The sequence below is a fragment of the Streptomyces sp. NPDC057424 genome, from assembly GCF_042803315.1.
Lineage (GTDB): Bacteria > Actinomycetota > Actinomycetes > Streptomycetales > Streptomycetaceae > Streptomyces.
In genome coordinates this window covers 1-24,807 of sequence record NZ_JBHVCP010000069.1, presented here as the reverse complement: position 1 = coordinate 24,807, position 24,807 = coordinate 1, and the positions used below count along the sequence as shown (strand labels likewise).

General features: G+C 71.6%; 22 protein-coding genes and 1 pseudogene. 12 read left to right on the top strand and 11 right to left on the bottom strand.

The window, feature by feature from the left end; translation table 11 throughout:
• Both ACFU3E_RS33905 and ACFU3E_RS33900 read right to left on the bottom strand, forming a co-directional pair.
• Positions 1–189 carry a CstA-like transporter-associated (seleno)protein gene (locus ACFU3E_RS33905; protein WP_384167159.1) on the bottom strand — a complete coding sequence of 63 codons (189 nt, stop codon included), beginning with the start codon at positions 187–189 and terminating at the stop codon, positions 1–3.
• Complete coding sequence (locus tag ACFU3E_RS33900; protein ID WP_384167156.1) at positions 186–2,339, bottom strand: carbon starvation CstA family protein; 2,154 nt, start codon at positions 2,337–2,339, stop codon at positions 186–188. Before ACFU3E_RS33900 ends, ACFU3E_RS33905 begins: the two co-directional genes overlap by 4 nt.
• Before the next feature lie 226 nt (positions 2,340–2,565).
• Here ACFU3E_RS33900 and ACFU3E_RS33895 point away from each other — a divergent pair, with 226 nt between their 5' ends.
• From ACFU3E_RS33895 to ACFU3E_RS33885, 3 genes are read left to right on the top strand one after another with little or no spacing between them, the layout of a single operon-like run.
• Positions 2,566–4,107, top strand: coding sequence for a sodium:solute symporter (locus ACFU3E_RS33895; RefSeq protein ID WP_384167154.1), 1,542 nt, complete (start codon positions 2,566–2,568; stop codon positions 4,105–4,107).
• Entirely contained in the window at positions 4,104–4,670 is a 567-nt protein-coding gene (locus tag ACFU3E_RS33890) for a SigE family RNA polymerase sigma factor (RefSeq protein ID WP_384167152.1), read from the top strand. Before ACFU3E_RS33895 ends, ACFU3E_RS33890 begins: the two co-directional genes overlap by 4 nt.
• Complete coding sequence (locus ACFU3E_RS33885) at positions 4,667–4,942, top strand: hypothetical protein (protein ID WP_384167150.1); 276 nt, start codon at positions 4,667–4,669, stop codon at positions 4,940–4,942. Before ACFU3E_RS33890 ends, ACFU3E_RS33885 begins: the two co-directional genes overlap by 4 nt.
• Before the next feature lie 32 nt (positions 4,943–4,974).
• Here the strand turns inward: ACFU3E_RS33885 and ACFU3E_RS33880 are convergent.
• Positions 4,975–5,254: pseudogene (locus tag ACFU3E_RS33880) on the bottom strand (dihydrofolate reductase family protein); the annotation flags it as partial.
• A 168-nt stretch (positions 5,255–5,422) separates the two neighbouring features.
• Positions 5,423–6,367 (bottom strand): helix-turn-helix domain-containing protein, encoded by a 945-nt coding sequence (locus ACFU3E_RS33875; RefSeq protein ID WP_384167148.1) that lies wholly within the window; start codon positions 6,365–6,367, stop codon positions 5,423–5,425.
• A 101-nt stretch (positions 6,368–6,468) separates the two neighbouring features.
• Between ACFU3E_RS33875 and ACFU3E_RS33870 the strand changes: the two genes are divergently transcribed.
• The gene (locus ACFU3E_RS33870; RefSeq protein WP_384167146.1) at positions 6,469–7,500 is read left to right on the top strand and encodes a saccharopine dehydrogenase family protein; all 1,032 of its coding nucleotides are present in this window, start codon (positions 6,469–6,471) and stop codon (positions 7,498–7,500) included.
• Between the two features lie 66 nt (positions 7,501–7,566).
• Here the strand turns inward: ACFU3E_RS33870 and ACFU3E_RS33865 are convergent, their stop codons facing one another.
• The 4 genes from ACFU3E_RS33865 to ACFU3E_RS33850 form a co-directional block, all read right to left on the bottom strand.
• Complete coding sequence (locus ACFU3E_RS33865) at positions 7,567–8,274, bottom strand: GNAT family N-acetyltransferase (protein WP_384167143.1); 708 nt, start codon at positions 8,272–8,274, stop codon at positions 7,567–7,569.
• Positions 8,275–8,421: 147 nt separating this feature from the next.
• Positions 8,422–9,288: a GDSL-type esterase/lipase family protein gene (locus tag ACFU3E_RS33860; protein ID WP_384167140.1), complete on the bottom strand. Its 867-nt coding sequence runs from the start codon at positions 9,286–9,288 to the stop codon at positions 8,422–8,424.
• A 37-nt stretch (positions 9,289–9,325) separates the two neighbouring features.
• Positions 9,326–10,417 (bottom strand): rhamnogalacturonan acetylesterase, encoded by a 1,092-nt coding sequence (locus ACFU3E_RS33855; RefSeq protein WP_384167137.1) that lies wholly within the window; start codon positions 10,415–10,417, stop codon positions 9,326–9,328.
• A 53-nt stretch (positions 10,418–10,470) separates the two neighbouring features.
• On the bottom strand, positions 10,471–10,884 hold the full coding sequence (locus ACFU3E_RS33850; protein WP_384167134.1) for a hypothetical protein: 414 nt from the start codon (positions 10,882–10,884) through the stop codon (positions 10,471–10,473).
• A gap of 402 nt (positions 10,885–11,286) precedes the next feature.
• On the opposite strand from ACFU3E_RS33850, the gene ACFU3E_RS33845 reads away from it, so the two are divergent.
• Positions 11,287–13,227 carry a rhamnogalacturonan lyase gene (locus tag ACFU3E_RS33845; RefSeq protein WP_384167131.1) on the top strand — a complete coding sequence of 647 codons (1,941 nt, stop codon included), beginning with the start codon at positions 11,287–11,289 and terminating at the stop codon, positions 13,225–13,227.
• A 118-nt stretch (positions 13,228–13,345) separates the two neighbouring features.
• On the opposite strand, the gene ACFU3E_RS33840 is transcribed toward ACFU3E_RS33845, so the two are convergent.
• On the bottom strand, positions 13,346–13,828 hold the full coding sequence (locus tag ACFU3E_RS33840; protein ID WP_384167128.1) for a MarR family winged helix-turn-helix transcriptional regulator: 483 nt from the start codon (positions 13,826–13,828) through the stop codon (positions 13,346–13,348).
• 122 nt (positions 13,829–13,950) lie between these two features.
• Between ACFU3E_RS33840 and ACFU3E_RS33835 the strand changes: the two genes are divergently transcribed.
• The 6 genes from ACFU3E_RS33835 (at position 13,951) to ppk2 (ending at position 21,786) form a co-directional block, all read left to right on the top strand.
• On the top strand, positions 13,951–15,312 hold the full coding sequence (locus ACFU3E_RS33835; RefSeq protein ID WP_384167126.1) for a pyridoxal phosphate-dependent decarboxylase family protein: 1,362 nt from the start codon (positions 13,951–13,953) through the stop codon (positions 15,310–15,312).
• Positions 15,313–15,842: 530 nt separating this feature from the next.
• On the top strand, positions 15,843–16,787 hold the full coding sequence (locus tag ACFU3E_RS33830; protein WP_384167123.1) for an MIP/aquaporin family protein: 945 nt from the start codon (positions 15,843–15,845) through the stop codon (positions 16,785–16,787).
• 296 nt (positions 16,788–17,083) lie between these two features.
• A complete protein-coding gene (locus ACFU3E_RS33825) occupies positions 17,084–17,482 on the top strand; it encodes a hypothetical protein (protein ID WP_384167120.1) in 399 nt (132 codons plus the stop codon).
• Between the two features lie 656 nt (positions 17,483–18,138).
• Complete coding sequence (locus tag ACFU3E_RS33820; protein ID WP_384167117.1) at positions 18,139–19,515, top strand: glycoside hydrolase family 43 protein; 1,377 nt, start codon at positions 18,139–18,141, stop codon at positions 19,513–19,515.
• A 329-nt stretch (positions 19,516–19,844) separates the two neighbouring features.
• The gene (locus ACFU3E_RS33815) at positions 19,845–20,573 is read left to right on the top strand and encodes an SDR family NAD(P)-dependent oxidoreductase (RefSeq protein WP_384167189.1); all 729 of its coding nucleotides are present in this window, start codon (positions 19,845–19,847) and stop codon (positions 20,571–20,573) included.
• A 256-nt stretch (positions 20,574–20,829) separates the two neighbouring features.
• A complete protein-coding gene (gene ppk2 / locus ACFU3E_RS33810) occupies positions 20,830–21,786 on the top strand; it encodes a polyphosphate kinase 2 (protein WP_384167115.1) in 957 nt (318 codons plus the stop codon).
• A 51-nt stretch (positions 21,787–21,837) separates the two neighbouring features.
• Here the strand turns inward: ppk2 and ACFU3E_RS33805 are convergent, their stop codons facing one another.
• Positions 21,838–22,200, bottom strand: coding sequence for a hypothetical protein (locus ACFU3E_RS33805; RefSeq protein ID WP_384167112.1), 363 nt, complete (start codon positions 22,198–22,200; stop codon positions 21,838–21,840).
• Between the two features lie 62 nt (positions 22,201–22,262).
• Entirely contained in the window at positions 22,263–22,709 is a 447-nt protein-coding gene (locus ACFU3E_RS33800) for an ATP-binding protein (RefSeq protein WP_384167109.1), read from the bottom strand.
• A 706-nt stretch (positions 22,710–23,415) separates the two neighbouring features.
• Between ACFU3E_RS33800 and ACFU3E_RS33795 the strand changes: the two genes are divergently transcribed.
• Entirely contained in the window at positions 23,416–24,564 is a 1,149-nt protein-coding gene (locus ACFU3E_RS33795) for a hypothetical protein (protein WP_384167106.1), read from the top strand.
• Positions 24,565–24,807 lie beyond the last annotated feature (243 nt).

Genomic DNA, 24,807 nt, shown 5'->3' with positions numbered 1-24,807 from the left:
TCAGCAGCAGCGGCTGTGGGGGCGGGCCTCCTGGTGCCGGGTGCGCAGCACCTGGTATTCGCGGCGGGTCGGGGCCGGGGCGAGCGGGTGGTGGCGCCGGTGCCGCTCGCAGTGGCGGTCGTACGCGGCCTCTCCGGTCAGCTCGCGCAGGTACCAGCGCACGGCACGCGCCCAGTGCCGGATCCTCACGAGCGGGCTCCGGCCAGTGGTTCGGCGACCCGGTCCGATGCGTCGATGCGGGACTCGACATAGGGGGCCTCGGTGGTCGGCAGTGGCGTGGCGGACCGTATCGCGCGCACGCAGACGACCGCCGCGTTGCCGATCACCACGGCGACCAGGAGCAGGAAGAGGCCGATGAGGACACCGTCGACGGTGGAGTTGGTGACCACGGTGTGCATGTCGGCGGTCGTCCTGGCGGGGGCGAGGATCTGGCCGGCGTCCAGGGCGTCGGCGTAGTGGGCCCGCTGGGCGAAGAAGCCGATCTTCGGGTCGGCGGAGAAGATCTTCTGCCAGCCGGCGGTGAACGTGATCGCGGTGACCCAGGCCAGAGGGAGACCGGTGACCCAGGCCCAGCGCAGCCGCCCGGACTTGACGAGGACGGTGGTGCAGACGGTGAGGGCGATGGCGGCGAGCAGTTGGTTGGCGATGCCGAAGAGCGGGAAGAGCTGGTTGATTCCGCCGAGCGGGTCGGTGGCGCCGGTGTGGAGGAAGTAACCCCAGGCGGCGACGACCAGGCCGCTGCACAGCCAGATTCCGGGCTTCCAGTTGACCCGGCCGAGCGGCTTGAAGACGTTGCCGAGCATGTCCTGGAGCATGAAGCGGCCGACCCGGGTGCCGGCGTCCACCGTGGTCAGGATGAACAGCGCCTCGAACATGATCGCGAAGTGGTACCAGAAGGCTTTCATGGCCGACCCGCCGAAGACGGTGGAGAAGATCTCCGACATGCCGACCGCGAGGGTCGGGGCGCCTCCGGAGCGGGCGATCAGGGTCTGCTCCTCGACCGCCTTCGCGGCCTGGGTGAGCTGGTCGGGGGTGATGGTGAAGCCGAGACCCGCCACCGCGTGGGACGCGGACTCGGCCGTCGCGCCGAGCAGACCCGCCGGGGCGTTCATCGCGTAGTACAGACCCGGCTCCAGCGTCGCCGCGGCGATCAGCGCCATGATCGCGACGAACGACTCCATCAGCATGGCGCCGTAGCCGATCAGCCGGACCTGGGACTCCTTCTGGATCAGCTTCGGCGTGGTCCCGGAGGAGACCAGGGCGTGGAAGCCGGACAGCGCGCCGCAGGCGATCGTGATGAAGAGGAAGGGGAACAACGACCCCGCGAAGACCGGGCCCGCTCCCGACGTCGCGAAGTCGCTCACCGCGTCCGCCCTGAGCACGGGCGCGGCCACGATCACGCCGACCGCGAGCAGGGCGATCGTGCCGATCTTCATGAAGGTGGAGAGGTAGTCGCGCGGGGCCAGCAGCATCCACACCGGCAGCACGGAGGCGACGAAGCCGTAGCCGATCAGGCAGAAGACGAGTGCGGTCGGGCTGAGCGTGAAGACGTCGGCGAGCGAGGACTCCTGCACCCAGCGACCGCCGGCGATCGCGAACAGCAGCAGCGCCACGCCGATGACACTGGCCTCGACGACCCGGCCGGGGCGGACTCGATGCATCCACAGGCCCATGAACAGCGCGATCGGGATGGTCATGGCGACCGAGAAGGTGCCCCACGGGGAGTGCGCGAGCGCGTTGACCACGACCAGGGCCAGCACCCCGAGCAGGATGATCATGATGGCGAACACCCCGACCAGGGCGGCCGCCCCGCCCGCCCGGCCGATCTCCTCACGGGCCATCTGCCCCAGCGACTTGCCGTCCCGGCGCATCGACAGGAACAGCACCACCATGTCCTGTACCGCCCCGGCGAAGATCACCCCGGCGACGATCCACAACGTACCCGGCAGATAGCCCATCTGTGCGGCGAGCACCGGTCCCACCAGTGGCCCGGCCCCGGCGATCGCGGCGAAGTGGTGGCCGAGCAGCACCCGGCGGTCGGTCGGCTGGAAGTCGACGCCGTCCTCCAGGCGTTCGGCGGGCGTGGCGCGGCGGTCGTCCGGTCGGAGCACCCGGCGGGCGACGAACCGCGCGTAGAAGCGGTAGGCGATGGCGTACGAGCCGAGCGCGGCGATCACCAGCCAGACCGCGGAGATCTCCTCGCCCCGGGCCAGAGCGAGGACGCCCCAGGCGACGGCGCCCAGCAGGGCGACCACGGTCCACAGCAGGACGGATCGAGCTGACATACGCGACTTTTCGGGTGCTGGCAGGCCGGTTTCGGGCAGGGCGGACGTAGGCATGGCGGCTCCTCACCAGGGCGGTGCGGGACACCTCGTGACACGAGGTGCCTGGGGATCAGCGAATCGGCGGCTCTCCTGCTCGCTGTCGGTCTGTGCAAGAGTTGCCCACCCCCCGGAACCGGTTGACAGCGAATTTCCAGAGGATTTCCCGCCGGTTCCGTGTCCTCCGATCGGGGCCGCCGCGCAACTCCCCCGTGAGGATCAGGCACACCAAGGACGGTGACCCATGGCCGACGGCACCATGACAGTGACGTTCCTCGCCGTGACCGGCGGAGCGTCGCTGCTCGCGGTCACCGCGCGGCGCCTGCGCCCCAGCGGCCGACTGCCGTCCCTGGAGGGCTGGGCTCTGGCCGACCGCAGCCTGGGCCCGGTGTGGACCTGGTTCCTGCTCGGCGGCACGATCTTCACCGCGTACACCTTCACCGCCGTGCCGGGTCTGGCGTACGGCAACGGCGCCGCGGCCTTCTTCGCCGTGCCGTACACGGTGATCGTCTGCCCCCTCGCCTTCGTGCTGCTCGGCCGCCTGTGGGCCGTGGCCCGCGCCCACGGATACGTCACCGCCGCCGACTTCGTCCGCGGCCGGTACGGGTCGCCGCCCCTCGCGCTGGTCGTGGCGCTGACCGGGATCCTCGCGACCATGCCCTACCTGGCGCTCCAGCTGCTCGGCATACGGGCCGTGCTGACGGCCGGCGGGGTGTACCCGCGCGGTGCGGCCGGGGACCTGGTGCTGGTGGCGCTGTTCGCGGGGCTCGCCGTGGCCACGTACCGGCACGGGCTGCGGGCGCCCACCGTCATCTCGGCGTTCAAGGCGGTGGCCGTGTTCGTGTCGCTCACCGCGGTCACCTGGCTGATGCTGGAACGGCTCGGCGGGCCCGGTGCCGTCTTCGACGGTGCGGCCCGGCGGCTCGGCGGCTCGGCGCTGGTGCTGACCCCGGCCCAGCAGCCTGCCTATGCCACCCTCGCGCTCGGTTCCGCGCTCGCCCTGCTGATGTACCCGCACGTGCTGACGGCGGGGTTCGCCGCCGACGGACCGCGCACCCTGCGCAAGGTGTCCGTGGCGCTGCCCGCCTGGACGGGACTGCTCGCGCTGTTCGGGGTGCTCGGCTTCGCGGCGCTCGCGGCCGGGGTGCGGGCACCGGAGGGCGGGGCCGAGGCGGCCGTGCCGATGCTCGTCGACCGGCTGATGCCGGGGCCGCTGGCCGGGCTGGTGTTCGGCGCGATCACCGTCGGAGCGCTGGTCCCGGCGGCGGTGATGTCGATCGCGGCCGCCACCGGCTTCGTACGCAATGTGTACGTCGAGTACGTGCACCCGACGGCCACGCCCAAACGGCAGGTCCGCATCGCCAAGGCCGTCTCGCTCATCGCGAAGGCCGGGGCGGTCGCGTTCGTCTTCGGGCTGCGCGACCAGGACGCGATCAACCTCCAACTGCTCGGCGGGGTCTGGATCCTGCAGATCTTCCCGGCCGTCGCCGTCGGCCTGTTCACCGGACGGCTGCATGCGCGGGCGCTGCTCGCCGGGTGGGGCGTGGGCATGGTGGCCGGGACCTTCCTGGTCGTGCGTGAGGGGTTCTCGTCCATCGTGAGCCTCGGTTCCGGGCCGTTGGAGATCTACGCCGGACTCGCCGCCCTGCTGCTCAACCTGATCGTCGCGGTGGCCGGCACCGCCGTACTCGAACGTCTCGGCGTCCCGCGCGGCGCCGACCTGACCGACCTGCCGTCCCGCCTGATGGTCAGGCGGCGTCCGGAGACGGGAGCGACCCACCCGTGAGACACAGACACCCGATACCGGTGCCGGAGCAGGGCGTCGAAGCGCTGACGCCCGCGCCGGCCGACCCTGCGGAGCTGGAGCGCGAGGCCGGACTCGCCGGGCTCTTCGAGCTGCACTACGCCTCGATGCTGCGTCTGGCCGTGCTGCTGGGCGCGGACGACCCGGAGAACGTGGTGGCCGAGGCGTACTACCAGATCTACCGGAAGTGGCGGCGCCTGAGGGACACCGAGGCGGCGGAGGCGTATCTGCGCTCCACGGTGTGCAATCTGACCCGGATGCGGATCCGGCACCTCCAGGTCGCCCGCAAGCACGTGGAGAACCCGCCCGAGGAGACCGTCGTCTCCGCCGAGAGCGCGGCGCTGCTCCGCGACGACCAGCGCGTCCTGATCGGCGCGCTGCAGCAACTGCCGGCCCGGCAGCGCGAGGCGCTCGTGCTGCGGCACTGGCTCGGGCTGAAGGAGGGCGAGATCGCCGCAGCGATGGGTATCTCCTCCGGTTCTGTGAAGACGCACACCGCACGCGGTCTCGCCGCGCTGACCCAGGTGATGGAGGCCCGGCGATGAATCACACCGACCCGGACCGCACGGAGCGGGAGCTGACCGAGGCCCTGGCCGCACTCGCCGGCGAGGTGCGGGCGGCGCCGGACGCCTATCGCACGGCACGCGGCGAGTGGCTGCGTCGCGAACGCCGTCGCCGGCTCGTCCTCGCGGTGCTCATCACCGTGGTGTTCGCGTTGGCCACGCTGATCGGTCTGTGGGTGCTGAACGAGGCCCCGTCTCATCCGGGAGTGATCTTCTCGGGGCTCGGTCCCGCCCCGGGTGCGCCGCTTCCCTGAGGCCGTCGCGCACGTGGCACCCGCCGTGCGGCTCAGGGCAGTACGCGGTAGGTCACGTGTGGGACCCGGCTCGTCGCCCGCGAGGTCACCTGCTCCAGTGCCAGCGGCGGGACGCCCTCGAACAGCCGTGTTCCGGACGCCGAGTGTGAGCGGCGCGATGTGCAGCCGCAGCTCGTCGATCAGGCCGGCGGCGAGGTACTGGTTGACGGTGCTCGCGCCGCCGAGGACGGTGACGTCGCCGTCTCCGGCCGCCGTGCGTGCCTGGGCCAGGGCCGACGCGATGCCGTCGGTGACGAAGTGGTACGTGGTGCCGGTCCTCCGCCTGCACCGGGCCCTGCAGCCCGCCCCGGACGGCCCGTTCCTCCCTCCGCGGGATGCGATCGGCCACGTCACCGGCTCCTGGGAGACGGCGGAGGTACCCGTGCCCGGGGAGTGTTCGCCGTGGTGCACAGCGGCAGCCGGACGTGACCGCCTCCGGGGTCAGCCGGTCCGCGAACGGAACGTCCTGCGGTACGTGTCCGGGGGCACGCCGACGGTGCGGTTGAAGTGGCGGCGCAGCGTCGTGGCGGTCCCCATGCCGGTGGCCGTCGCGATGGTGTCGACGCCCTCGTCGGTCGTCTCCAGCAGTTCCTGGGCGTACCGGATGCGCTGGGTCAGCAGCCACTGCAGAGGGGTCGTGCCGGTCACCGCTCTGAAGTGACGGCCCAGGTGCCGGGAACTCATTCCCGCCCGGCGGGCCAGGTCCTGCACGGTCAGCGGCTGGTCGAGCCGTTCGATGATCCAGGGGAGCAGGCCGGCGAGCGGGGGGTCGTCCCGGTCGGGTACCGGGGCGGTGACGAACTGAGCCTGTCCGCCCGCCCGGTGCGGGGGTACGACCAGGCGGCGGGCTACGGCGTTGGCAATCGACGAGCCCAGGTCGAGACGGACGAGGTGCAGGCACAGATCCAGCGCGGCGGCCTTGCCGGCGGAGGTCAGCACGCTGCCGTTGTCGACGTACAGCACGTCCGGGTCGACCTCCACCCGGGGGTGACGGGCGGCCAGAACCTCGGTGTGCGCCCAGTGCGTGGTGGCGCGCCGTCCGTCGAGCAGCCCTGCCGCGGCCAGGACGAACGCGCCCGTGCACAGGGAGGCCACGCGTGCGCCTGCCTCATGGGCCTCGCGCACCGCGTCCACCAGGTCGCCGGGTGGGTCCTCGTCCACGTCGGCCCAGCCGGGGACGATCACGGTGCCGGCGTGCCGGAGCCGGTCGAGCCCGGCGTCGGGCTGCAGCCGGAAGCGGCCCACCTGTACGGCGGCCGGTCCGCAGACGGTGAGGTCGTACCAGGGGACCGTCACCCCGGCCGGGGCGGCGGCGAACACCTCGTGTGCCAGGGACAGTTCGAAGTGCAGCATCCCGTCGGTGGCGGCCAGCGCGACAGTGGTCATGTCCGTAATTGTATGGGGCGTGTCGTTCCAGACACTCACCGTCGGGTGCTCATCGCCGCCAGGATGGCCGCAGTTGATCGTCCGAGCACAGGGGAGAGCTCATGGGGCCGGGTCAGACGGTGGCGGTGTTCGGAGCGTACGGGCACACCGGGCGGTTCGTGGTGGCGGAGCTGCAAAGGCGCGGGTTCGTCCCCGTCGCCTCCGGTCGCGACGAGGTCAAGCTGGAGGCGCTGGCGGCGGCGTACCCCGGGATCGAGGTCCGGCCGGCGTCGGTCGACGATCCGGACTCGCTCGACCGTGCGCTGGCCGGGGCCGCGGCGGTGGTCAACTGTGCCGGGCCGTTCGCCACGACGGCCGCTCCCGTGATCGAGGCGGCGCTGCGTGCCGGCATCCCGTATGTCGATGTGGCAGCCGAGATCGAGGCGAACGCGGACACGTTCGCGCACTTCGCGGACCGCGCCCGCGCCGCGGGTGCGGTGATCGTCCCGGCGATGGCCTTCTTCGGCGGCCTCGGTGACCTGTTGGCCACCGCGGCGATGGGTGACTGGACCGGGGCCGACGAGGCGCACGTCGCGTACGCGCTGAGCGGTTGGCAGCCCACGGACGGGACGCGGGCCGCGGGCGCGGTCTCCCGGCAGCGGCGGGGCGGTGCGCGCCTGGTGTACCGGAACGGGCGGCTGGACCACCGCCACGACGAGTCGCCGACCCTCCAGTGGCCGTTCCCCGAGCCGCTGGGCTCCCGGGCGGTCATCGGTGAGTTCACGATGGCCGACGTCGTCACCATCCCCAGCCACCTGCCCATCCCCGACGTGCGCACCTACATGACGGCCGAGGCCGCCCGGGACGTGTCGGCCCCGGACACGCCGACGCCGACCGCGGTCGACGAGGACGGGCGGTCCGCACAGACCTTCCTCGTCGACGTCGTCGTGCGCTCCGGCGGCACCGAGCGGCGCGCCGTGGCGAGAGGGCAGGACATCTACGCCGTCACGGCGCCGCTCGCGGTGGAGGCGGTGCACCGCGTCCTCACCGGACGGACCAGGACGGCGGGCGTCGCTTCCGCCGGCGAGATCTTCGACGCGGCCGGTTTCCTCCGCGCACTGTCCTCGCACCTCTCCGTGGAACTGCTGCGGTAGTCGCTCGAATGCAAGCACATCGCGGGGCCACCGCCCGGGGAGAGCGGTGCGTGCGGACCCGACGCCTCACGGAGTGCGGAAACCGCGGAACGTCACGTGCCTCCGGGTCTCGAAGCCGAGCCGCTCGTAGAGCGCCAGGGCACCGCTGTTCGCCTCGGCCACGTGCAGGAAGGGACGGTCTCCGCGAGCCACGATGCGTGCGATGAGCGTGCGCAGCAGGCGGACCGCGTGGCCCTGTCCGCGTGCCTCCGGGGCGGTGCAGACGGCGCTGATCTCGGTCCATCCGGGAGGCTTCAGCCGCTCCCCCACCATCGCCACCAGCGCGCCGCCGTCACGGACGCCGAGATAGGTGCCGAGCTCATGCGTGCGGGGCCGGAAGGGGCCCGGCCTGGTCCGCTCGATGAGGTCGAGCATCTCGGGAACGCTCTCCGCGCCGAGTTCGGCCACGCCGGAGCCGAACTCGGCACGAGAGGGGTCAGGGCCGCTGTCGCCGGCCCAGATCATCTGGCGGCCCTCGAGGACGAAGACCGGCTCCCAGTCCGGCGGCGGCATCACCGGGCAGCTGAACATGTCGGCGAACTCGCCCGGCCCGAGCAGCTTGGCCAGGTCGGCCCACGCCGCCGAGCCCTGCTCGGCGGATACCGCGGAGAAGGAGGCGACCCCGGATACATAGGTGACAGCGCCGCCGAGGCGGCGGGCGAGAGGTGCGTGGTGCCCGCCGAGCGACTGGCCCACGGGGTCGTCGAGTGCGACGGTGTCACTGAGCCCCGTCATCGTGCTGCGTCTCTCCTGCGATCGGCCGGTGCCGGCCGGCCAGGAGGCCGACACGGCGTCTTCGGATGCCGACAGCCATGCTAGTGCCGCAGCAGGCGACGTTCCCCGTCGCGGCACTGGTCAGCCCCTCGCGACCCGATCCCGGCGCTACCTGAGATGGGCGGCGAGCGCGAGGTTCTGCCTGCGGACGTCCCCGGCGACGAGTCCGGCGATCCGCTGCGCGCCGTACGTCTCGAAGTGGGTGCGGTCGTTGCAGAAGAAGGCACCGACGGGGCCCGAGCCGAAGTCGCCGTTGTGCGGGCAGAAGCGGAGGCTGTTGTAGAGCGAGACGCTCAGCGACTGCAGGTCGACCACCGGCGCCCTGGTGGCGGATCCGACGGCGAAGGTCTCGTTCACGAAGCCGCGGTTCTTCGTCGCCGTGCTGCCGGAACAGGTGAGAGCTGCCACCGGGGTGAGCAGCACCGGGTGCGCTCCCCGGGCCAGGGCGGCCTGCACCATCGTGGTCATCAACTGCCGGTAGCGGGCCGGGCCCACGTGCCGGGGGCAGGTCGCGGAGGAGTCGTTGATGCCGAACTGGATGAACAGGTAGTCGCCGGCCTTCATCCCGGTGCTCGCGTTCAGCATCGCCTGCCAGCGTGCGGAGTATGCGCTGGAGGTGAGGCGGCACTCGCCGTCCGGGCCCTTGGTGCTGCTGACGTTCCCCTCGTACAGCCAGGTCTGGATGCTGCGGCCTCCCACGGCCTGGTTCCTGACGGTGACGTCGGCGTCGAACAGGGCGTCGAACTGGCTGCCCCAGCCGACCGGGCAGCGGGCGGAGCCCGGGGCGGCCATGGTCGAGTCGCCGGCCAGCCACACGGTGACCGGCTGGGCAGCCGCTCGGGCCGCGGGTGCGGCGGCGCCGGAGGTGCCGGCGCAGTGTTTCGCGACGCTGTCGGCCGCGGAGGCGGCACCGAGTCCGAGGCTCGACAGGGCGATCACCAGCGCGGTGGTGATGACGGTCCGTAGGTGCTTCATCCGTTCCCTCCCAGGGACGGGCGCCGTGGTGCGTCGGTCAGCGCAGGTGGGCGGCCAGGGGCAGGTTCTGCTCCCGGAGACTCTGGAGCAGCAGCTCGCCCATCCGGGTCGCGCCGTACTGCGAGAAGTGGGTGTTGTCCGTGACACCGTCCACGGAGGAGCGGAGGAAGAGCTGTGCGGAGGCGGACGGTCCGAGGGACTCGACCAGCGCCTTGCTCCGGGCGGTGAGGTCGACCACCGGGACCCGCTGCGCCGCGCCGACCGCGCGCATCTCCGCGGGCAGGTTCGCACCGGCACCGTTGATGTGCAGGGCCGTGGACGTGAGCCGGTTGCCGTCGAAGAGCCGGCGGACCGGTGGCGTCACCAGGACCGGGACACCGCCCTTGGCACGGATCCGCGAGATCATGGTGGTGAGGTTGTTCCGGTAGGCGGACGCGCTGGTCTGCTTGTCGTTGTGGCCGAACTGGATGAAGACGGGATCGTTCGCCCTGACCTTCGTCAGCAGAGTGGGCAAGAGCGCCGAGTTGTTCAGGAAGCTTCCCGAACTTTCGCCGGAGTCCCCGTAGTTGGCGATGGCCGCGCCGGGACGCAGAGCAGGCGTGATCATCTGCCCCCAGCCGGTGTACGGAGCGGCCAGCTGGTCGCACACGGTCGAGTCACCGGCCAGGTAGGCGACCAGGGGCTGCGTCGCCGGCTTCACCGAGACGGCCGAGAGCTGCGGGCCGGCGCCGGTGAAGCGGAGGTCCAGACCGGGGTTCCCGGTGCCGCCCTGTCCGGTCGGCTGGCCCTCCGGTTGGCGCACGTTGACGGTGAACGAGTAGGTGGCGACGGCTCCGGCCGCCGTCCTCGTCGCAGGGAGCATGAGGCGCCGCGCCTCCGCCCACACCTCGGTCTGCCCGGCGGAGGCACCGCCGATGGAGACCGTGACGTCGTAGTTCCCCGGCGCGACCCCGTAGTGACAGATGATCGACGAGGTTCCGGAGCAGCCGGCCGGCAGAGCCTGCGGCGCGGCTGCGGCACTGGGGGCCGCGCCCGTGCCGGCCAGGACCGCCAAGGTCAGCAGGCCCGCCGCTCCCAGCGGGGCGCCCCGCCCACCACGGCGCGTCAGTGCCATGTTCATTTCAATCATGAGTCCGTCCTTCACCACAGAGATGTACGGGTCGGGGGGGTGCGGATCGCCGCTCAGGCCTGAGTGAAGCCGTTGATGATGACGGTGGGGCGCCTGCTGGAGGAGTCCCAGGCACCCATGCCGCGGCCGGTGAACGGGGCCATGCGCTCCGGCTCCCCATGGAAGATGCCCTGTCCGCCGTTGACCGTCAGCGCCTTGGCGCAGGCGACCGGTGAGGCCCGGGTGGAGGAGGCCCCGGTCCACCCGACCGCCGGACTCGCGCAGTTCTTCCAGGAGCAGCCGCGCGCCTCCGTCTGCGGCACCCGGCTGATGCCGACGCCCTCGCCGAACCCGGCGGCAGCATGGGCCGGCGCGCCGAGCCCGGCGAGCGCGGCGGCCCCGGCGATCGCACCGGCCGTCGCGGCAGTGGCTTCGAGCAGCGTCCGGTGGGCGATCCGAGCGGAGAGGGGGGCGGGAGCCGGGGACATGGTCGCTCCTCCCTGTCCGCCGGCCGCGCGTGAGGTGCGGCGGCCGGCGGACAGCAGGTTGTGGGGGGTGGAGTTTTCCGGGACCGGGGTGATCCGCCTGCCGATGCTGGGAGCGTTCACAATCCGTCAGGCAGGCACGAGAAGTCCTCTCCTCGAAAGGGGACGGCTGCAGTGCAGGGAGCCACCGAACTGCCGTACTCGGCACCCGAGGTCACTGGCCGGTCGACCAGTTCGACTGCCTTCGACCACGGTTGCCCGCGAGATGCCTCACGCAGTGTTCAAGGCTCGCTACCCCACTGTCAATCCGTAGGCATCGAGAAACTCACGGATCCGAACAGGGCCGAACAGCAGACTGGACAGAATCCTTGACGAGGCATCAGCTCGTTTCTACGCTCCCCCCAAATGGGAGCGTTCCCATACCCCCACGCCCCGGAGGCCACCGTGACCGACTCGCACCGGCGCCCCCGCTCCGCACCACGACCGTGGCGATCGCCCCACCGGCCAGGCGGCCGGTTCGTCGGCTGCGTCTGCGCTGCCGCACTGGCCGTCTCCGCGCTCGTCGCACTGCCGCAGACCGCGCACGCGGCGACCGCCCGGCAGGTCGAGAACCTCGACCGCGGACTGACCAGCGTGCACACCAACAGCGGAAACCTGGTGTCCTGGCGGTGGCTGGCGACCGACCCGAACGACGTGTCGTTCAACGTCTACCGCGGCGGCACCAGACTCAACTCCTCCCCCGTCACCGCCTCGACGAACTACTTCGACGCGGGCGGCGCGGCCACGGCCGACTACACGGTGCGCGCCGTGGTCAACGGCACCGAGCAGGCCGCGTCCGCGCCCGCGGTCCAGTTCCGCACGGGCTACAAGGACGTGCCGATCTCCCCGCCCGCGGGCGGTACCGCCCCGGGCAACTCGGCCTACACCTACGAGGCCAACGACGCCTCCGTCGGCGACCTCGACGGCGACGGCACCCTGGACCTCGTCCTGAAGTGGCAGCCCACCAACGCCAAGGACAACTCCCAGTCCGGCTACACCGGCAACACCGTCGTCGACGGCATCAAGCTCGACGGCACCCGGCTGTGGCGTGTCGACCTGGGCCGCAACATCCGCTCCGGCGCCCACTACACGCAGTTCCAGGTCTACGACTACGACGGCGACGGCAAGGCCGAAGTCGCCATGAAGACCGCCGACGGCACCCGCGACGGCACCGGTGCGGTCATCGGCAGCTCCTCCGCCGACCACCGCAACTCCAGCGGCTACGTCCTGTCCGGTCCCGAGTACCTGACGATGTTCAACGGCCTGACGGGCAAGGCGATGCAGAGCGTCGGCTACGTCCCGGGCCGCGGCAACGTCTCCTCCTGGGGCGACAACTACGGCAACCGCGTCGACCGCTTCCTGGCCGGCACCGCCTACCTCGACGGCGCCCGCCCGTCCCTGATCATGGCGCGCGGCTACTACACCCGCACGGTGATAGCCGCCTGGGACTGGCGAGGCGGCGCCTTCACCCGCCGCTGGACCTTCGACACGACGTCCTCCACCAACAGCGGCAAGGGCTACGACGGCCAGGGCAACCACAGCCTGTCCGTGGCCGACGTCGACGCCGACGGCAAGGACGAGATCGTCTACGGCGCGATGACCGTCGACGACAACGGCGCCGGCCTGTGGACCACCAGGCTCGGCCACGGCGACGCCGGCCACGTCGGCGACCTCAACCCCTCCCGTCCGGGCCTGGAGTACTTCAAGGTCTCCGAGGACTCCAGCAAGCCGGGCTCCTGGATGGCCGACGCCCGCACCGGAGCGCGGCTGTGGCAGACGGCGTCGGGCTCCGACAACGGCCGCGGCGTCGCCGCCGACATCTACGCCGGCAGCGCGGGCGCGGAGGCCTGGTCCGCCGCCGACACCACCCTGCGCTCCGCCACCGGCGCCTCCCTGGGCCGCGAGCCCTCCAGCATCAACTTCCTGTCCTGGTGGGACGGCGACCCCGTCCGCGAACTCCTCGACGGCACCCGCATCGACAAGTACGGCACCTCCGGCGACACCCGGCTGCTCACCGGCTCCGGCGTCGCCTCCAACAACGGCACCAAGTCCACCCCCGTCCTGTCCGGCGACATCTTCGGCGACTGGCGCGAAGAGGTCATCTGGCGCACCGGCGACAACAGGGCACTGCGCATCTACTCCACCCCGAACCAGACCAGCACCAAGATCACGACCTTGCTCCACGACACCCAGTACCGCACGGCCCTGGCGTGGCAGAACACCGCTTACAACCAGCCCCCGCACCCGAGCTTCTTCATCGGCAACGCCATGCCGACGGCTCCACGCCCCACCGTCTACACACCCTGACCCACCCTGAGCGGCGGACGCTTGCCTCTCCTGCGATCGCGGGAGAGGCAACGACCACGGTGTGCCGACGAGGCGGAGGATCCCTTGATCGCGCACTCCGGCACGCGTGAGCAGCCGGTCAGGCGTCGCGCAGCGCCTTCTCGATGCGGCCCAGCGAGTGAGTCAGCCGTCCGTAGTCGGCACGGGCCACCGGCGCCACGAAGTACCGCTCGACGACCTGCGCGTGGACGGCGGCCGCACGAAGGAACATCGCACGGCCGTGATCGGTCGCCTCGACCAGGACGCTTCTGCGGTCCCCGGGGGCCGGCACACGCCGCACCAGACGAGCCCCCTCCATGCGGTCGATCAGGCGGGTGATACCGCTGCTGGTGAGCGTGAGGTCGTCGGCGAGCCGGCGCTGCGAGATCTCCTCGTCCGGGCGCCTGCAGAGCCGGATGAGGACCTCGAACATCGTGTGGCTGACCTCGCACTCCTTGCGCAGGGCCGCGTCGATGCGCTGTTCCAGGCGGGTGGCGGCCTTGATCAGCAGTCCGAAGTCCTGCACGAGCCGGCTGCCGGCGGCGCGGGCGGCTTCGTCATTCTCTCGGTTCGCAGGGTTCACCCGGCCTACTTTACTGCTTCTTCACCTACTGCCGTCTCAATTACTGAGCAATCAATTGCTGAGTAATCAACTAATCTCTAGGGTGGAGCCCCACCCCACCAAGTCGGCAGAGAGGGAGATCAGTGGACCTGCAGCACTGGCTCGGCCGGGCCAACGACGCGATACAGCAGTGGGCCGACTCTTTCGGCCCCTATGAGCAGCACCCGTCCCTCCTCGTCGACGAGGACCGCTTCGCCGCGGCCTTCGAGGAGCTCACCGGGAGGCTGAAGGAGAACTACCCCTTCTTCCATCCGCGCTACGCGGGGCAGATGCTCAAGCCCCCGCACCCGGCGGCTGTCATCGGCCACCTCACCACCATGCTGATCAACCCCAACAACCACGCACTGGACGGCGGCCCGGCCACCGCTCGCATGGAACGCGAGGCCGTCGCACAACTGGCCGCGATGTTCGGGTACGACACCCACCTCGGCCACCTCACGACCAGCGGCACGATCGCCAACCTCGAGGCCCTCTTCGTCGCCCGCGAGCTCCACCCGGGCCGCGGCATCGCCTACAGCGCCGATGCCCACTACACCCACGGCCGCATGTGCCACGTCCTGGGCTTGAAAGGGTACCCGATCCCGACCGACGACCGCGGCCGTATCAGCCTCGACGCGCTCGAGGACGTCCTGCGGACGGGAGAGGTCGGCACGGTCGTCCTCACCGCCGGCACCACCGGGCTCGGAGCCGTCGACCCGATCCACGAGGCCCTGCCGTTCAGGGACCGCTACGGCGTCCGGCTCCACGTCGACGCGGCCTACGGCGGCTTCTTCACGCTGCTCGCCGGCGCCGACGGCCCCGAAGGCCTGTCCCCGCAGCCCTGGCGGGCGATCGCCCGATGCGACTCGATCGTCGTCGATCCGCACAAGCACGGACTCCAGCCCTACGGCTGCGGTGCGGTCCTCTTCCGCGACCCCGAGGTGGGCCGCTTCTACCTCCACGACTCGCCCTACACCTACTTCACCTCCAGCGACCTCCACCTCGGCGAGATCAGCCTGGAATGCTCCCGTGCCGGCGCCTCGGCCGCCGCATTGTGGCTCACCTTCCAGGTTCTCCCGCCCACCCCCGACGGCCTCGCCCAGGTCCTCGCGGCCGGCCGCCGGGCCGCCCTGCGCTGGGCCGACCTGATCACCGCCTCGGACGCCCTGGAGCTGTACCAGCAGCCGGAGCTGGACATCGTCAGCTACTTCCCCTCGGTGGAACCCACCACGCTCCGTGCTGTCGACGCGGCATCGGCACGCGTCCTGGCCGACGGCATGGCAGGTCCCGATCCCGTTTTCCTGAGCACTCTCAAGGCCGGCCGCGAGGCGTTCACGGCACGCCACCCGAAGGTCACCGCCGACGCCGACGGCGCCCGTATCCTCCGCAGCGTCCTGATGAAGCCGGAGTCCGAGGACCACGTACAGCGCCTCCACGACCGGGTCACGCGCCTCGCCCGGTCATGACCCTGACCCCGGCACCCATGGGATCCAGGCCCCTCAGCAGCGCCGCTTGCCGAGCCACCTCGCTCCACCGGCGGCAGGCCGCCCAACACGGCCGGGGGCGAGGCCGCACGGCTCGAGACCTGCCCGGCCGGCTGGACCCCGAGCGCCGGCGGCCACCGGCGAGCGCCTGCTGGGCCGGTACGGGCGCGAGCCCGTCCTGCAGATCCCGACCGGACTCCGGCTGGGCAACTGCCCTTCCGGTCCACCGGCCGCGAAGGCTCCGGATCCGGTGTGCGGCAGGAGCCAGGCGCTTCTCAGCGGCTGCCCCGACGGCCTCGACGTCAACGGCGTGCGAGCGGTGCCGGCGCCGGCGGCCGGTGAATGCCGCTCCCGTCGACGGGATGCCCCAGGACCACTGAGGGTCGCCGGGCAGCCGCACAGCACTCCACTGCCGCCAGAGGGCTTCCTGCGGTTGCCGCGACTCTCGCGCCGGGTTACGACGTGATTACCGCGCGTCAGACGGGACCGCAACGAACCCCGGGAGAAATCACATGGCAGTGGAGATCAAGCCTCTGGTGAAACCCTCAACGCTCAGACGTCGCGCCGGCCTGCCGGGCGAGTGCCTGGCGGAGTTCCTGGGGACGTTCGTCCTCATCGCCTTCGGATGCGGCGTGGTGGCGATGACGGTGGCGGCGTTGCCCGGCTCGGGGCGTACCGAGGGACCCACGGTCTTCTTCCTCGGCGCCGGGGACTGGCTGCTGATCACCTGGGGCTGGGCCATGGCCGTGATGTTCGGCATCTACGTGGCCGGCGGCGTCAGCGGAGCGCACATCAACCCGGCGGTCACCCTGGCCTTCGCCGTCCGCCGCAAGTTCCCCTGGGTCAAGGTCGTGCCCTACTGGGCGTCCCAGGTGCTCGGCGCCCTGGCCGGGGCGGCGCTGGTCTACGCCGTGTACCACGACGCCATCAACGCCTTCGACGCCGCCATGGAGGGGCCCAAGACGAACGGGCACACCCTCGCCTCGTTCTCGATCTTCGCCACGTTCCCGGCGCCGTACTTCAACGGCGGCATCTGGGGTCCGCTGGTCGACCAGATCGTCGGCACCGCCTTCCTGGTCATGTTGGTGGTGGCGATCATCGACCTGCGCAACACGGCCGTGAAGGCGAACCTCGGCCCGCTGGTGATCGGCTTCGTCGTGGCGGCCATCGGCATGTCCTACGGGGCGAACGCGGGATACGCCATCAACCCGGCCCGCGACTTCGGCCCACGTCTGTTCACCTGGATGGCGGGATGGCAGGATCTCGCGTTTCCCGGCAGCTTGTCCGGGGCGTTCAGCGGCTACTGGTGGATCCCGATCGTCGGGCCGCTCGTCGGCGGTGTGATCGGCGTGCTGGTGTACGACCTGTTCATCGGGGACGTGCTCCACGTCCGCGCGCAGCAGGGCGAGGTGCCCGAGCCGGGGCGGACGCGTCCCACCACGTCCGAGGAGGAGTGAGCGAGCATCGGCCACGGTCACGACGGCGGCCGATGCCAGTGCCCCGGCAGACACCGTCTGCCCACTGAGGAGCGGCGTCCGCTGCGTGCTCCCGGCGTGCCGGCCGGACGTCCTCGTACGCGATGTAGGCGGGCTTTCGGCCGGTGCGGCGAGAGTACGCACCGGACGCCGCGACGCGGCGTGCGCTGCCTGCCGGGGCACTAGACTCCTCCGGGTATCGCCCCTGAGCGGTGCGGTTCACCTGCTGAACGGGTGAACCGGCCCGGGGCAGGCCCGTACGGATGGTGGCACGATCCATGACTGATCCGGAGGAGTTCCCCGGCGCTGCCGACGCTCCCGTTCCGCGGATCCTGGGCAACACCGAGGCGCTCGCCGCGACGGATCCGGCGTCGACCGGAGCACTGTGGCGACTGGCCGAACCCGGCCGGCAACTGGACGCCAACCTCATCCGCATCCCGCCACACGGTTCCATCGACGCCCACGCCGAACCCGATCTGGACGTCCTCCTGCTCGTCGTCGCGGGCGACGGTACGCTCGGTTCCGCGGCCGGGCCGAGCCCGGTGGAGTCCGGCAGTCTCGTCTGGCTGCCGCACGGCAGCGTCCGCAGCGTGACGGCGGGCGGAAGCGGCCTGTCCTACGTGACGGTTCACCGCCGCCGCCCCGGCATGCGAATCCAGGGCCGTCCCGGCGCGTGAACAGCCCCGCGGGGGCGCGCGGGCTGCTGCCCCCGGCCGCTCGCGTGAGGGTCCACCCCCGCGGGCGCTGCCCGTCTCCGCGAGACGAGCCGCAGGCTTCGGGGCCCGCTGCAAGTGCCGGAAGCCGGCGCCGAGTTCCGGGTCGCGACGGCTCACCGGGCTCTGGGGATGAAGAAGACCGGACCTCTTCCAGCCGGTCGCGGTGGGGCACGCACGAGTATTGACGGTGGCAGTGCGCGCCCCCTACGTTCCCATCCGGAGCCACGAACACCGTTCGGCATGTCGATCAACTGCGGTGAAGGACAGCTCTCTCCCGAAGCGGAAAAGGACGAGCCGCCCATGCCTTTCCTGCCGGGCCGAGGGGCCCACCGTGTTCAAGGACGACAACGGTGACGGCTGGTGGGTCGTCACGGACGAGGCCGGCGGACGCGGTTACCTGCCCTTCCCCACCGACAGCCTCGCAGCACCCCCCTGGTCGCCGCCCAGCGACTACGCACTCCCCACACGGTCGCGGCACAAGACGGTGCTGCCCGTCGCCGCCGGGGAACTGGCGCGGGTACGCGCCGCGCGTCCCGGCCCCTCCTGGCCGGTCTTCCGAATTCCGCCCGCGGTGGCGGCGGTTCCGGCATTCCCGGCACTCCCCTTTGGAGAACACGATGACCCCGAACCCCCGCCTCTCCCGCCGCGGTCTTCTCGGCATGACCGCCGCCGTCCCGCTCGCCCTGACCCTCGGCACCGGTACCGCGCACGCCGCCGACTCGGCGTACGCGATGGTCTACTTCACCGAGTCGACCGAACTCGGCGACGGCACCGACTACGGCCTGCACCTCGCCGTCAGCCCCGACGGGCTCGACTGGACGCCGCTCAACCAGAACGACCCGCTGGTCACCCCCACTTCGGGGGCGCTCGGACTGCGCGACCCGTTCCTGATGCGCAGGCAGGACGGCACGTTCGTCGTGCTCGCCACCGACCTCAAGGGCACCGACTGGAACTACAACAGCCGGTACATCCACGTCTGGGACTCGGCCGACCTGCGCACCTTCACCGGCTACCGGCGGCTGAAACTGCACGACATGGCCACCCACAGCTGGGCCCCCGAGGCGTTCTGGGACGCGGGCCGGCGGCAGTACGCGGTGATCTACTCCTCGGTCAACTCCAGCGGTCACAACGTGATCATGGTCAACTACACGACCGACTTCGTGACCGCCTCCGCCCCGCAGGTCTTCTTCGACCCCGGCTACGACGTCATCGACGGCGACATGGCCGTCGGCGTGAACGGCTACAACTACCTCTACTTCAAGAAGAACCAGACGCTGGTGGGCGCCAGATCCAGCACCCTGAATCCGGGCAGTTTCACCGAGTTCAGCACCGGCGTGGCGCACGGCGGCACCGAGGCCCCGACTCTGGTCAAGTCGCTGACGTCCGGCACCTGGTGGCTGTGGGGCGACACCTACACACCCAACGGCGTCTTCTACGCCTGGCAGTCCGGCAACCTCGCCTCCGGCACCTGGACCGCCCTCGACCAGCGGGCCTACACCCAGCCGGTCAACTCCAAGCACTGCGGCATCGCGACGATCACCAGGACCGAGTACGACAACCTGCTCGCGAGGTGGGGCGCACCGGCCTGGAACCGGCTCAAGTCGTACAACTACCCGTCGCGCTACGTCCGCCACTCCGGCTACCTGGGTCGTGTCGACGAGTACCCGATCGAGCCGTTCAGGGACTCCTTGTGGACCCTGGTCCCGGGGCTCGCAGACAGCTCCGGGGTCTCCTTCCGGTCCGTCAACTACCCGACCCGCTACCTTCGGCACTACAACTACGAGCTCCGGCTCGACACCAACGACGGCACGTCGACGTTCGCCGCGGACGCGACCTTCCACCGCACCGCGGGCCTGGCCGAGGCGACCTGGTCCTCGTTCCGCTCGCACAACAACCCGACCCGCTACCTGCGCCACGCCGACTACGCCCTGCGCATCGACCCGGTCTCCACGACGACCGACCGGCAGGACGCGACCTTCCGCGTCGGCTACTGAGCACCATGGCCGTCCGCACGAAGGACCATCGACACCAGGCCTGGTAATCCTGCTCGACGCCGTGGTCCGCCCCCGTGCACACGACGTCGAGCGCGTCGGACCCCGCCCGGCCTCCTGGAGGAGGCACACAGCGGCACCCCGGCCCACTCCGCGGTGCCGACGGCCTCGACACGCCCGGGCGGCCCGCCCAGGCAGCGCCGTGCGAGGCTGTGGGCCCGGGCGGATACCGGGATCGACGGGGTACCCGGGCTGAACGGCCGCGTGATCCCGTACGTGTCTCTGCGCGGGAGGCGAACCCTGCAGAAGGAGGCAGTCTCATGCGAGGAGCGGTGGGACGGATCCTGGTGAGCGGTTCCGCGGACGGCCTGGGCCGGGCCGCCGCGGAAGCGCTGATGGCCGCGGGGCACGAGGTGGTGGTGCACGCCCGGAACCAGGAGCGGGCGACGGTTCTCGGCGAGTTGGCCGAGCGCGGGGCGCACATCGTGGTGGGCGACTTCGCCGAGCGTGACGCCGTGCGGCGGGTCGCCGACGAGCTGAACGCCTCACGGCCCCTCGACGCCGTCATCCACAATGCCGGAGTGTGGAGCGGACCGGCGGTCATGCCGGTCAACATCGTCGCGCCCTATCTGCTGACCGCCCTGCTGCGCGGGCCGCGCCGGCTGGTCTACCTGAGCAGCAACTCGCATCTCGGCGGGCACCCGTCGTCGCTGGACGGGGTCGACTGGCGGGGCGGGAGTGCGGGGTCGTACGCCGACAGCAAGCTCTTCGTGACGACGCTGGCGGCCGTGGTGGCGCGGCTGCGCCCCGGAGTGCTGAGCAATGCCGTGGATCCCGGCTGGGTGCCGACGAGGATGGGCGGGCCGAGCGCGCCGGACGACCTCGAACTCGGCCACCAGACGCAGCAGTGGCTGGCGTCGAGCGACGACCCGGAGGCTTTGACCACCGGCGGGTACTGGTACCACGGCCGGCGGTTGCAGCCGCATCGCGCCGTCCACGACGAGGCGTTCCAGGACCGTCTCGTGCGGGCCCTGGCCGAGGAGACGGGCACCGCACTCTGAGCGGCCGGCCGGCCCTGGCGGGGAGCCTGTCCAGCCCGGTCCACCTCGGCCGGACGGCTCGTAGTCGAACCAGACGAAGTGGGCGGTGCCCGACCCGGCGTACCTGCCGGTGCCCTGACGTGCGTCGACGGCCGTGCGCGCAGCACGGCCGTGGTGATCGAACCGGTCCCGGTCGGAGGCTTCGCGCCTCACATGGGCGTGAGCAGGCGGGGCACTCGTATGTCCGTTCACCAGCGGAGGGACGGGGAGTCGAGTGATGAGCGCCGAAGACGCGGACAAGCTGCTGCACGGGCTGACCGTGGACACCAGCCGGTGGGAGCAGCCGATCGTGCTGGACGGAGAAGGGCGCCCCATCCGGACATGGCGGGAGAACTATCCCTACGACCGCAAGGTGAGCCGCAAGGAGTACGAGCGGACCAAGCGCATCCTGCAGATAGAGCTGCTCAAACTCCAGCGCTGGGTCAAGGACACCGGCGCACGCCTGGTCGTGGTGTGCGAGGGGCGTGACGCGGCGGGCAAGGGCGGCACGATCCAGCGGCTCACCGAGCGGCTCAACCCGCGCGGCGCACGCGTGGTCGCCCTGGACAAGCCCACCGAGCGCGAAGTGGGCCAGTGGTACTTCCAGCGGTACATCGCTCATCTGCCGACGGCCGGGGAGATCGTCTTCCTCGACCGTTCCTGGTACAACCGGGCCGGCGTGGAACGCGTGATGGGCTACTGCTCCAAGGACGAGTACGAGCTCTTCCTCGACCAGTGCCCGGCCTTCGAACGGATGCTGGTGGACGACGGCATCCTGCTGGTGAAGTTCTGGTTCTCCGTGTCCCGCTCCGAGCAGCGCACGCGCTTCGCGATCCGGCAGGTCGACCCGGTGCGCCAGTGGAAGCTCTCCCCCACCGACCTGGCCTCGCTGGGTCTCTGGGACGACTACACCGAGGCGAAGGTGGACATGTTCCGCGCCACCGACACCGCCCACGCCCCCTGGACCGTCGTCAAGAGCAACGACAAGCGGCGTGCCCGGCTGGAGACCATGCGCAGTCTGCTGTCGCGCGTGGATTACGCCAACAAGGACCCGGAGGCGGTCGGCACGCCCGACCCCCTCATCGTCGGCGCCGCCGACACCCTGCTGGAGCCGGGTGAGGAGGACACCACCCTGTCCCCCACTCCCTTGTCCCCCGGCGCCGACGGGCCCGGCAAGCACCCTGAGAGCGGCTGACGCCCCGGGCCCCCTCCCGTCCCCGTCCGCACGAGGGGGCCCGGGTCCGCGTCATCGCCGGGCGGCGGCGCGCGTTTGCGTGCGGTGGTCGTAGTACGCCCAGACGGTCACGGCCACCACGGCGGTGAGCCCGACCGTGAGGACGCGCACGACGCCACTGGTCAGGTACGCGACGAGACCGGTGAGCCCCGCTCCGCACAGCATGATCAGGCGGCTGACGAAGCGGTTCCCGGGCGGCTGGGGATCCTCCTGGTCCTTGAGGTCGTGCAGGGCGTCGTGCGCCGGATGCGCGGAACCGCGCCGGGCGCGGGTGCGGTACGCCAGTCCGTAGCTGATCAGTGCGTACAGCGCGACAGCGCCCAGGACCCAGAGCCAGAGGTAGGGATCGTCACTCGATCCTCGTGCCAGGTACACGACACTTCTCCTTCGGAAGCGGGCCGCGATCGCAGAAGCGGGGCCTCACCGGCGAGCAGATCTCAACTGCTGCTGCCGCCCTGCGCGTCGGCGCCGCCGTCGGAGTCGGCACCGGGGTCGGCGGGGCGGAAGCATGCCGTCACCGTCTTGCCGTGCCGCTGGCACCGCATCCCCCACTCGTCGGCGAGCTTGCGCACGATCGCCACTCCGCGGCCGGAGACCTCGCCCGGCTCCGGTTCGCGCCGGCGCGGCAGCGTCGGATCCTCGTCGTGGACGCTGACATGGAGGCAGTCGCCGTCCCACGTGAGCACCAGATGCGCGTCGCTGTGCGCGTGGATGTGCGCATTGGTGATCAGCTCGGACACCGACAGCACGATGGCATCCACCGTGTCCGGCTCGGCGGCGGCCCAGGGCAGGGACTCAAGGCGCCCGCGTGTCCACTCCCGCCCCGCGCGCACTCCTTCGGAGATACGGAACGAGTGCGCCCAGCCCATCGCCTTTACCGCCACTGCCCCCGGTCCCCTCTCCTGCGTCCGCAGACGAACTCGTGCACGGACCGTGTACCCGGCCCTCGCCCGGACAGGCATGAGGGCGCCCCGGTCCTGGTGGCGGCGGGGAGCACTGAACGGCACCCCACGCACCATGTCCCGCCAAGCGAGCAGGACCCGCCCCGATGCGGATGGTGGGCGGGCCCTGCTCGTGCGCACCATTGTCGGGACCGTGTGACGGGCGGGCCACGCGTGAGATCCCTCGATCTGCGCGCGGCACGCACACCCCGCCCGCATGGCGCACACCCCGCCCGCGTGGCGCACATCCCGCGCGCCCGCACCGCTCCGGGGCGCCGCCGGGTGCCGGACCACGCTGCCCGGTGCCGCTTCGCGCCACCCGGTGGCCGCACGTCGCAGCCCTCGAGCCACATGGCACAGCCCGGCACGGGTATGCGGTGCGCATGACCGACGGCGAGACTCCGGAAAAGAACGAGATCAGCCGCGCGCAGGCCGACGCGGCCAGGGCCTCCGGCGGGCCGGGCGGCCACGGCACGACGAGGGGCGGCCAGGCAGGCGGCCACAGCGCGTCGCGGCCCGACCGGGGAGGTGAAGGTTCGTAGGGATGTACGTCAACGGTGCCCGCGGCCGGGTGCGGCCCCGGGTAGCCCCCGTCGGCCTGCGGCGACGATACTGGCAGGCGCACGTACCCCCGCTCACAGATGGACCCATGCAGACCTCCCTCTCCGTCCGCCCCATGACTCCCGACACGGTGTGGCTGGCGCGCGGCCGCCACACCCGGGGTTCCGCGGAAGACGTTCTCCGGCGCTCGCTGCAGCAGCGCAAGGACAGTCAGGCCATCGACGACTTCATGGAGTTGCCCGAAGACGAAGCCGCGCCGGCGGAACGGGTCTTCGAGGCCCGCTGGCGGGCCGGCGGCGACGTGACCGTACGCGCCCGGCTGAGCGTGAGGCCCGATGCGGGCGAGGGGCACGGCCAGGAGTGGATGCTGGTCGCGGAGGCCGAGCAGCCATGGGACCACGCATGGCCCTCCCCGGCCGGCCTGTTCTGGCCGGAGGGCCCGGACACCGCCTGGGACCAGGACGCCGCCACGCACCTGGCCCTGGGTGAGATCAACCCGCTGCCCGCGGACGACCAGGAGACCCGCCGCCTGCTGAGAAACACCGTGCGGGGCGGATGGCACATCCACGTGGTCGTCCACGAGGCGATGACCACCGACGACCGGGGACGTACGCCGGTGGCGCGGTGGCTGCCGCCGGGCCTGCGCCACCGTGTGGTGGAGCATCACGCCGCCCCGCAGCAGTTGCGCGGCCTGAACTGGGCGTTGCGGGGCACCGGCGTCCAGGTGCCGCGCGGTGGAGCGGTGGTGCTGCCCGGCGTTCCGGCGCCGGAGGGCCACGACGCCCAGGACTTCTCGGTCCGCGCGGTCTTCCTCGACGGCTCGAGGCCGGCCGACCTCGTCGACGCGGTGACCCGGTTCGCCGCGCTCCCCCGGCCCCTGCCCGTGGACGCCGAGGACGCCCTCACCGCGCTGCGGGAGGACTGGCACCTGCTGACGCTCCAGGAGGAGCTGGAGCGCCAGCGCGGGCTGGTGGCCATGTACGCCGAGGCGCTGGAGGCCATGACCAAGTCCCGTGACCTGTACCGGGAGGCGGCCGAGAGCGCCCATGAGGCCCTGGCCGCCTACCAGGAGTCCGCCCGGACCGCTGCCGCCGGGCCGCGGCCGTCCGATACGCCCGCCGCATCCCCGCTCCAGCAGCTCACGCGGACGTTCGAACGCTTCAAGGTCAAGCGTTCCGCTCCTGCGGCCGGTGACGAGGCAGACGCCGCCGCCCAGCGGGTGACGTCGGAGCAGTAGGAGAACCCATCCTCCTGGGGCCGGGCGGTGCACGACGCCTGCGCCCGACTGGCCCGGCGGCCGGCCGGGCATCACCATGGACGCCGCGGGCAGCGAGGGGATCAGGGAGACCGGCGTCGCCGGGACGGCCGCGGCGATCGGCGCCGCGGTGCGCCACGCCACGATCGTCTGCTTCCCTGAACTCCCGCTCACCCCGGACCGGGTGCTGACCGATCTCCCTGGAACCGCTCACCGGGCCCGGTG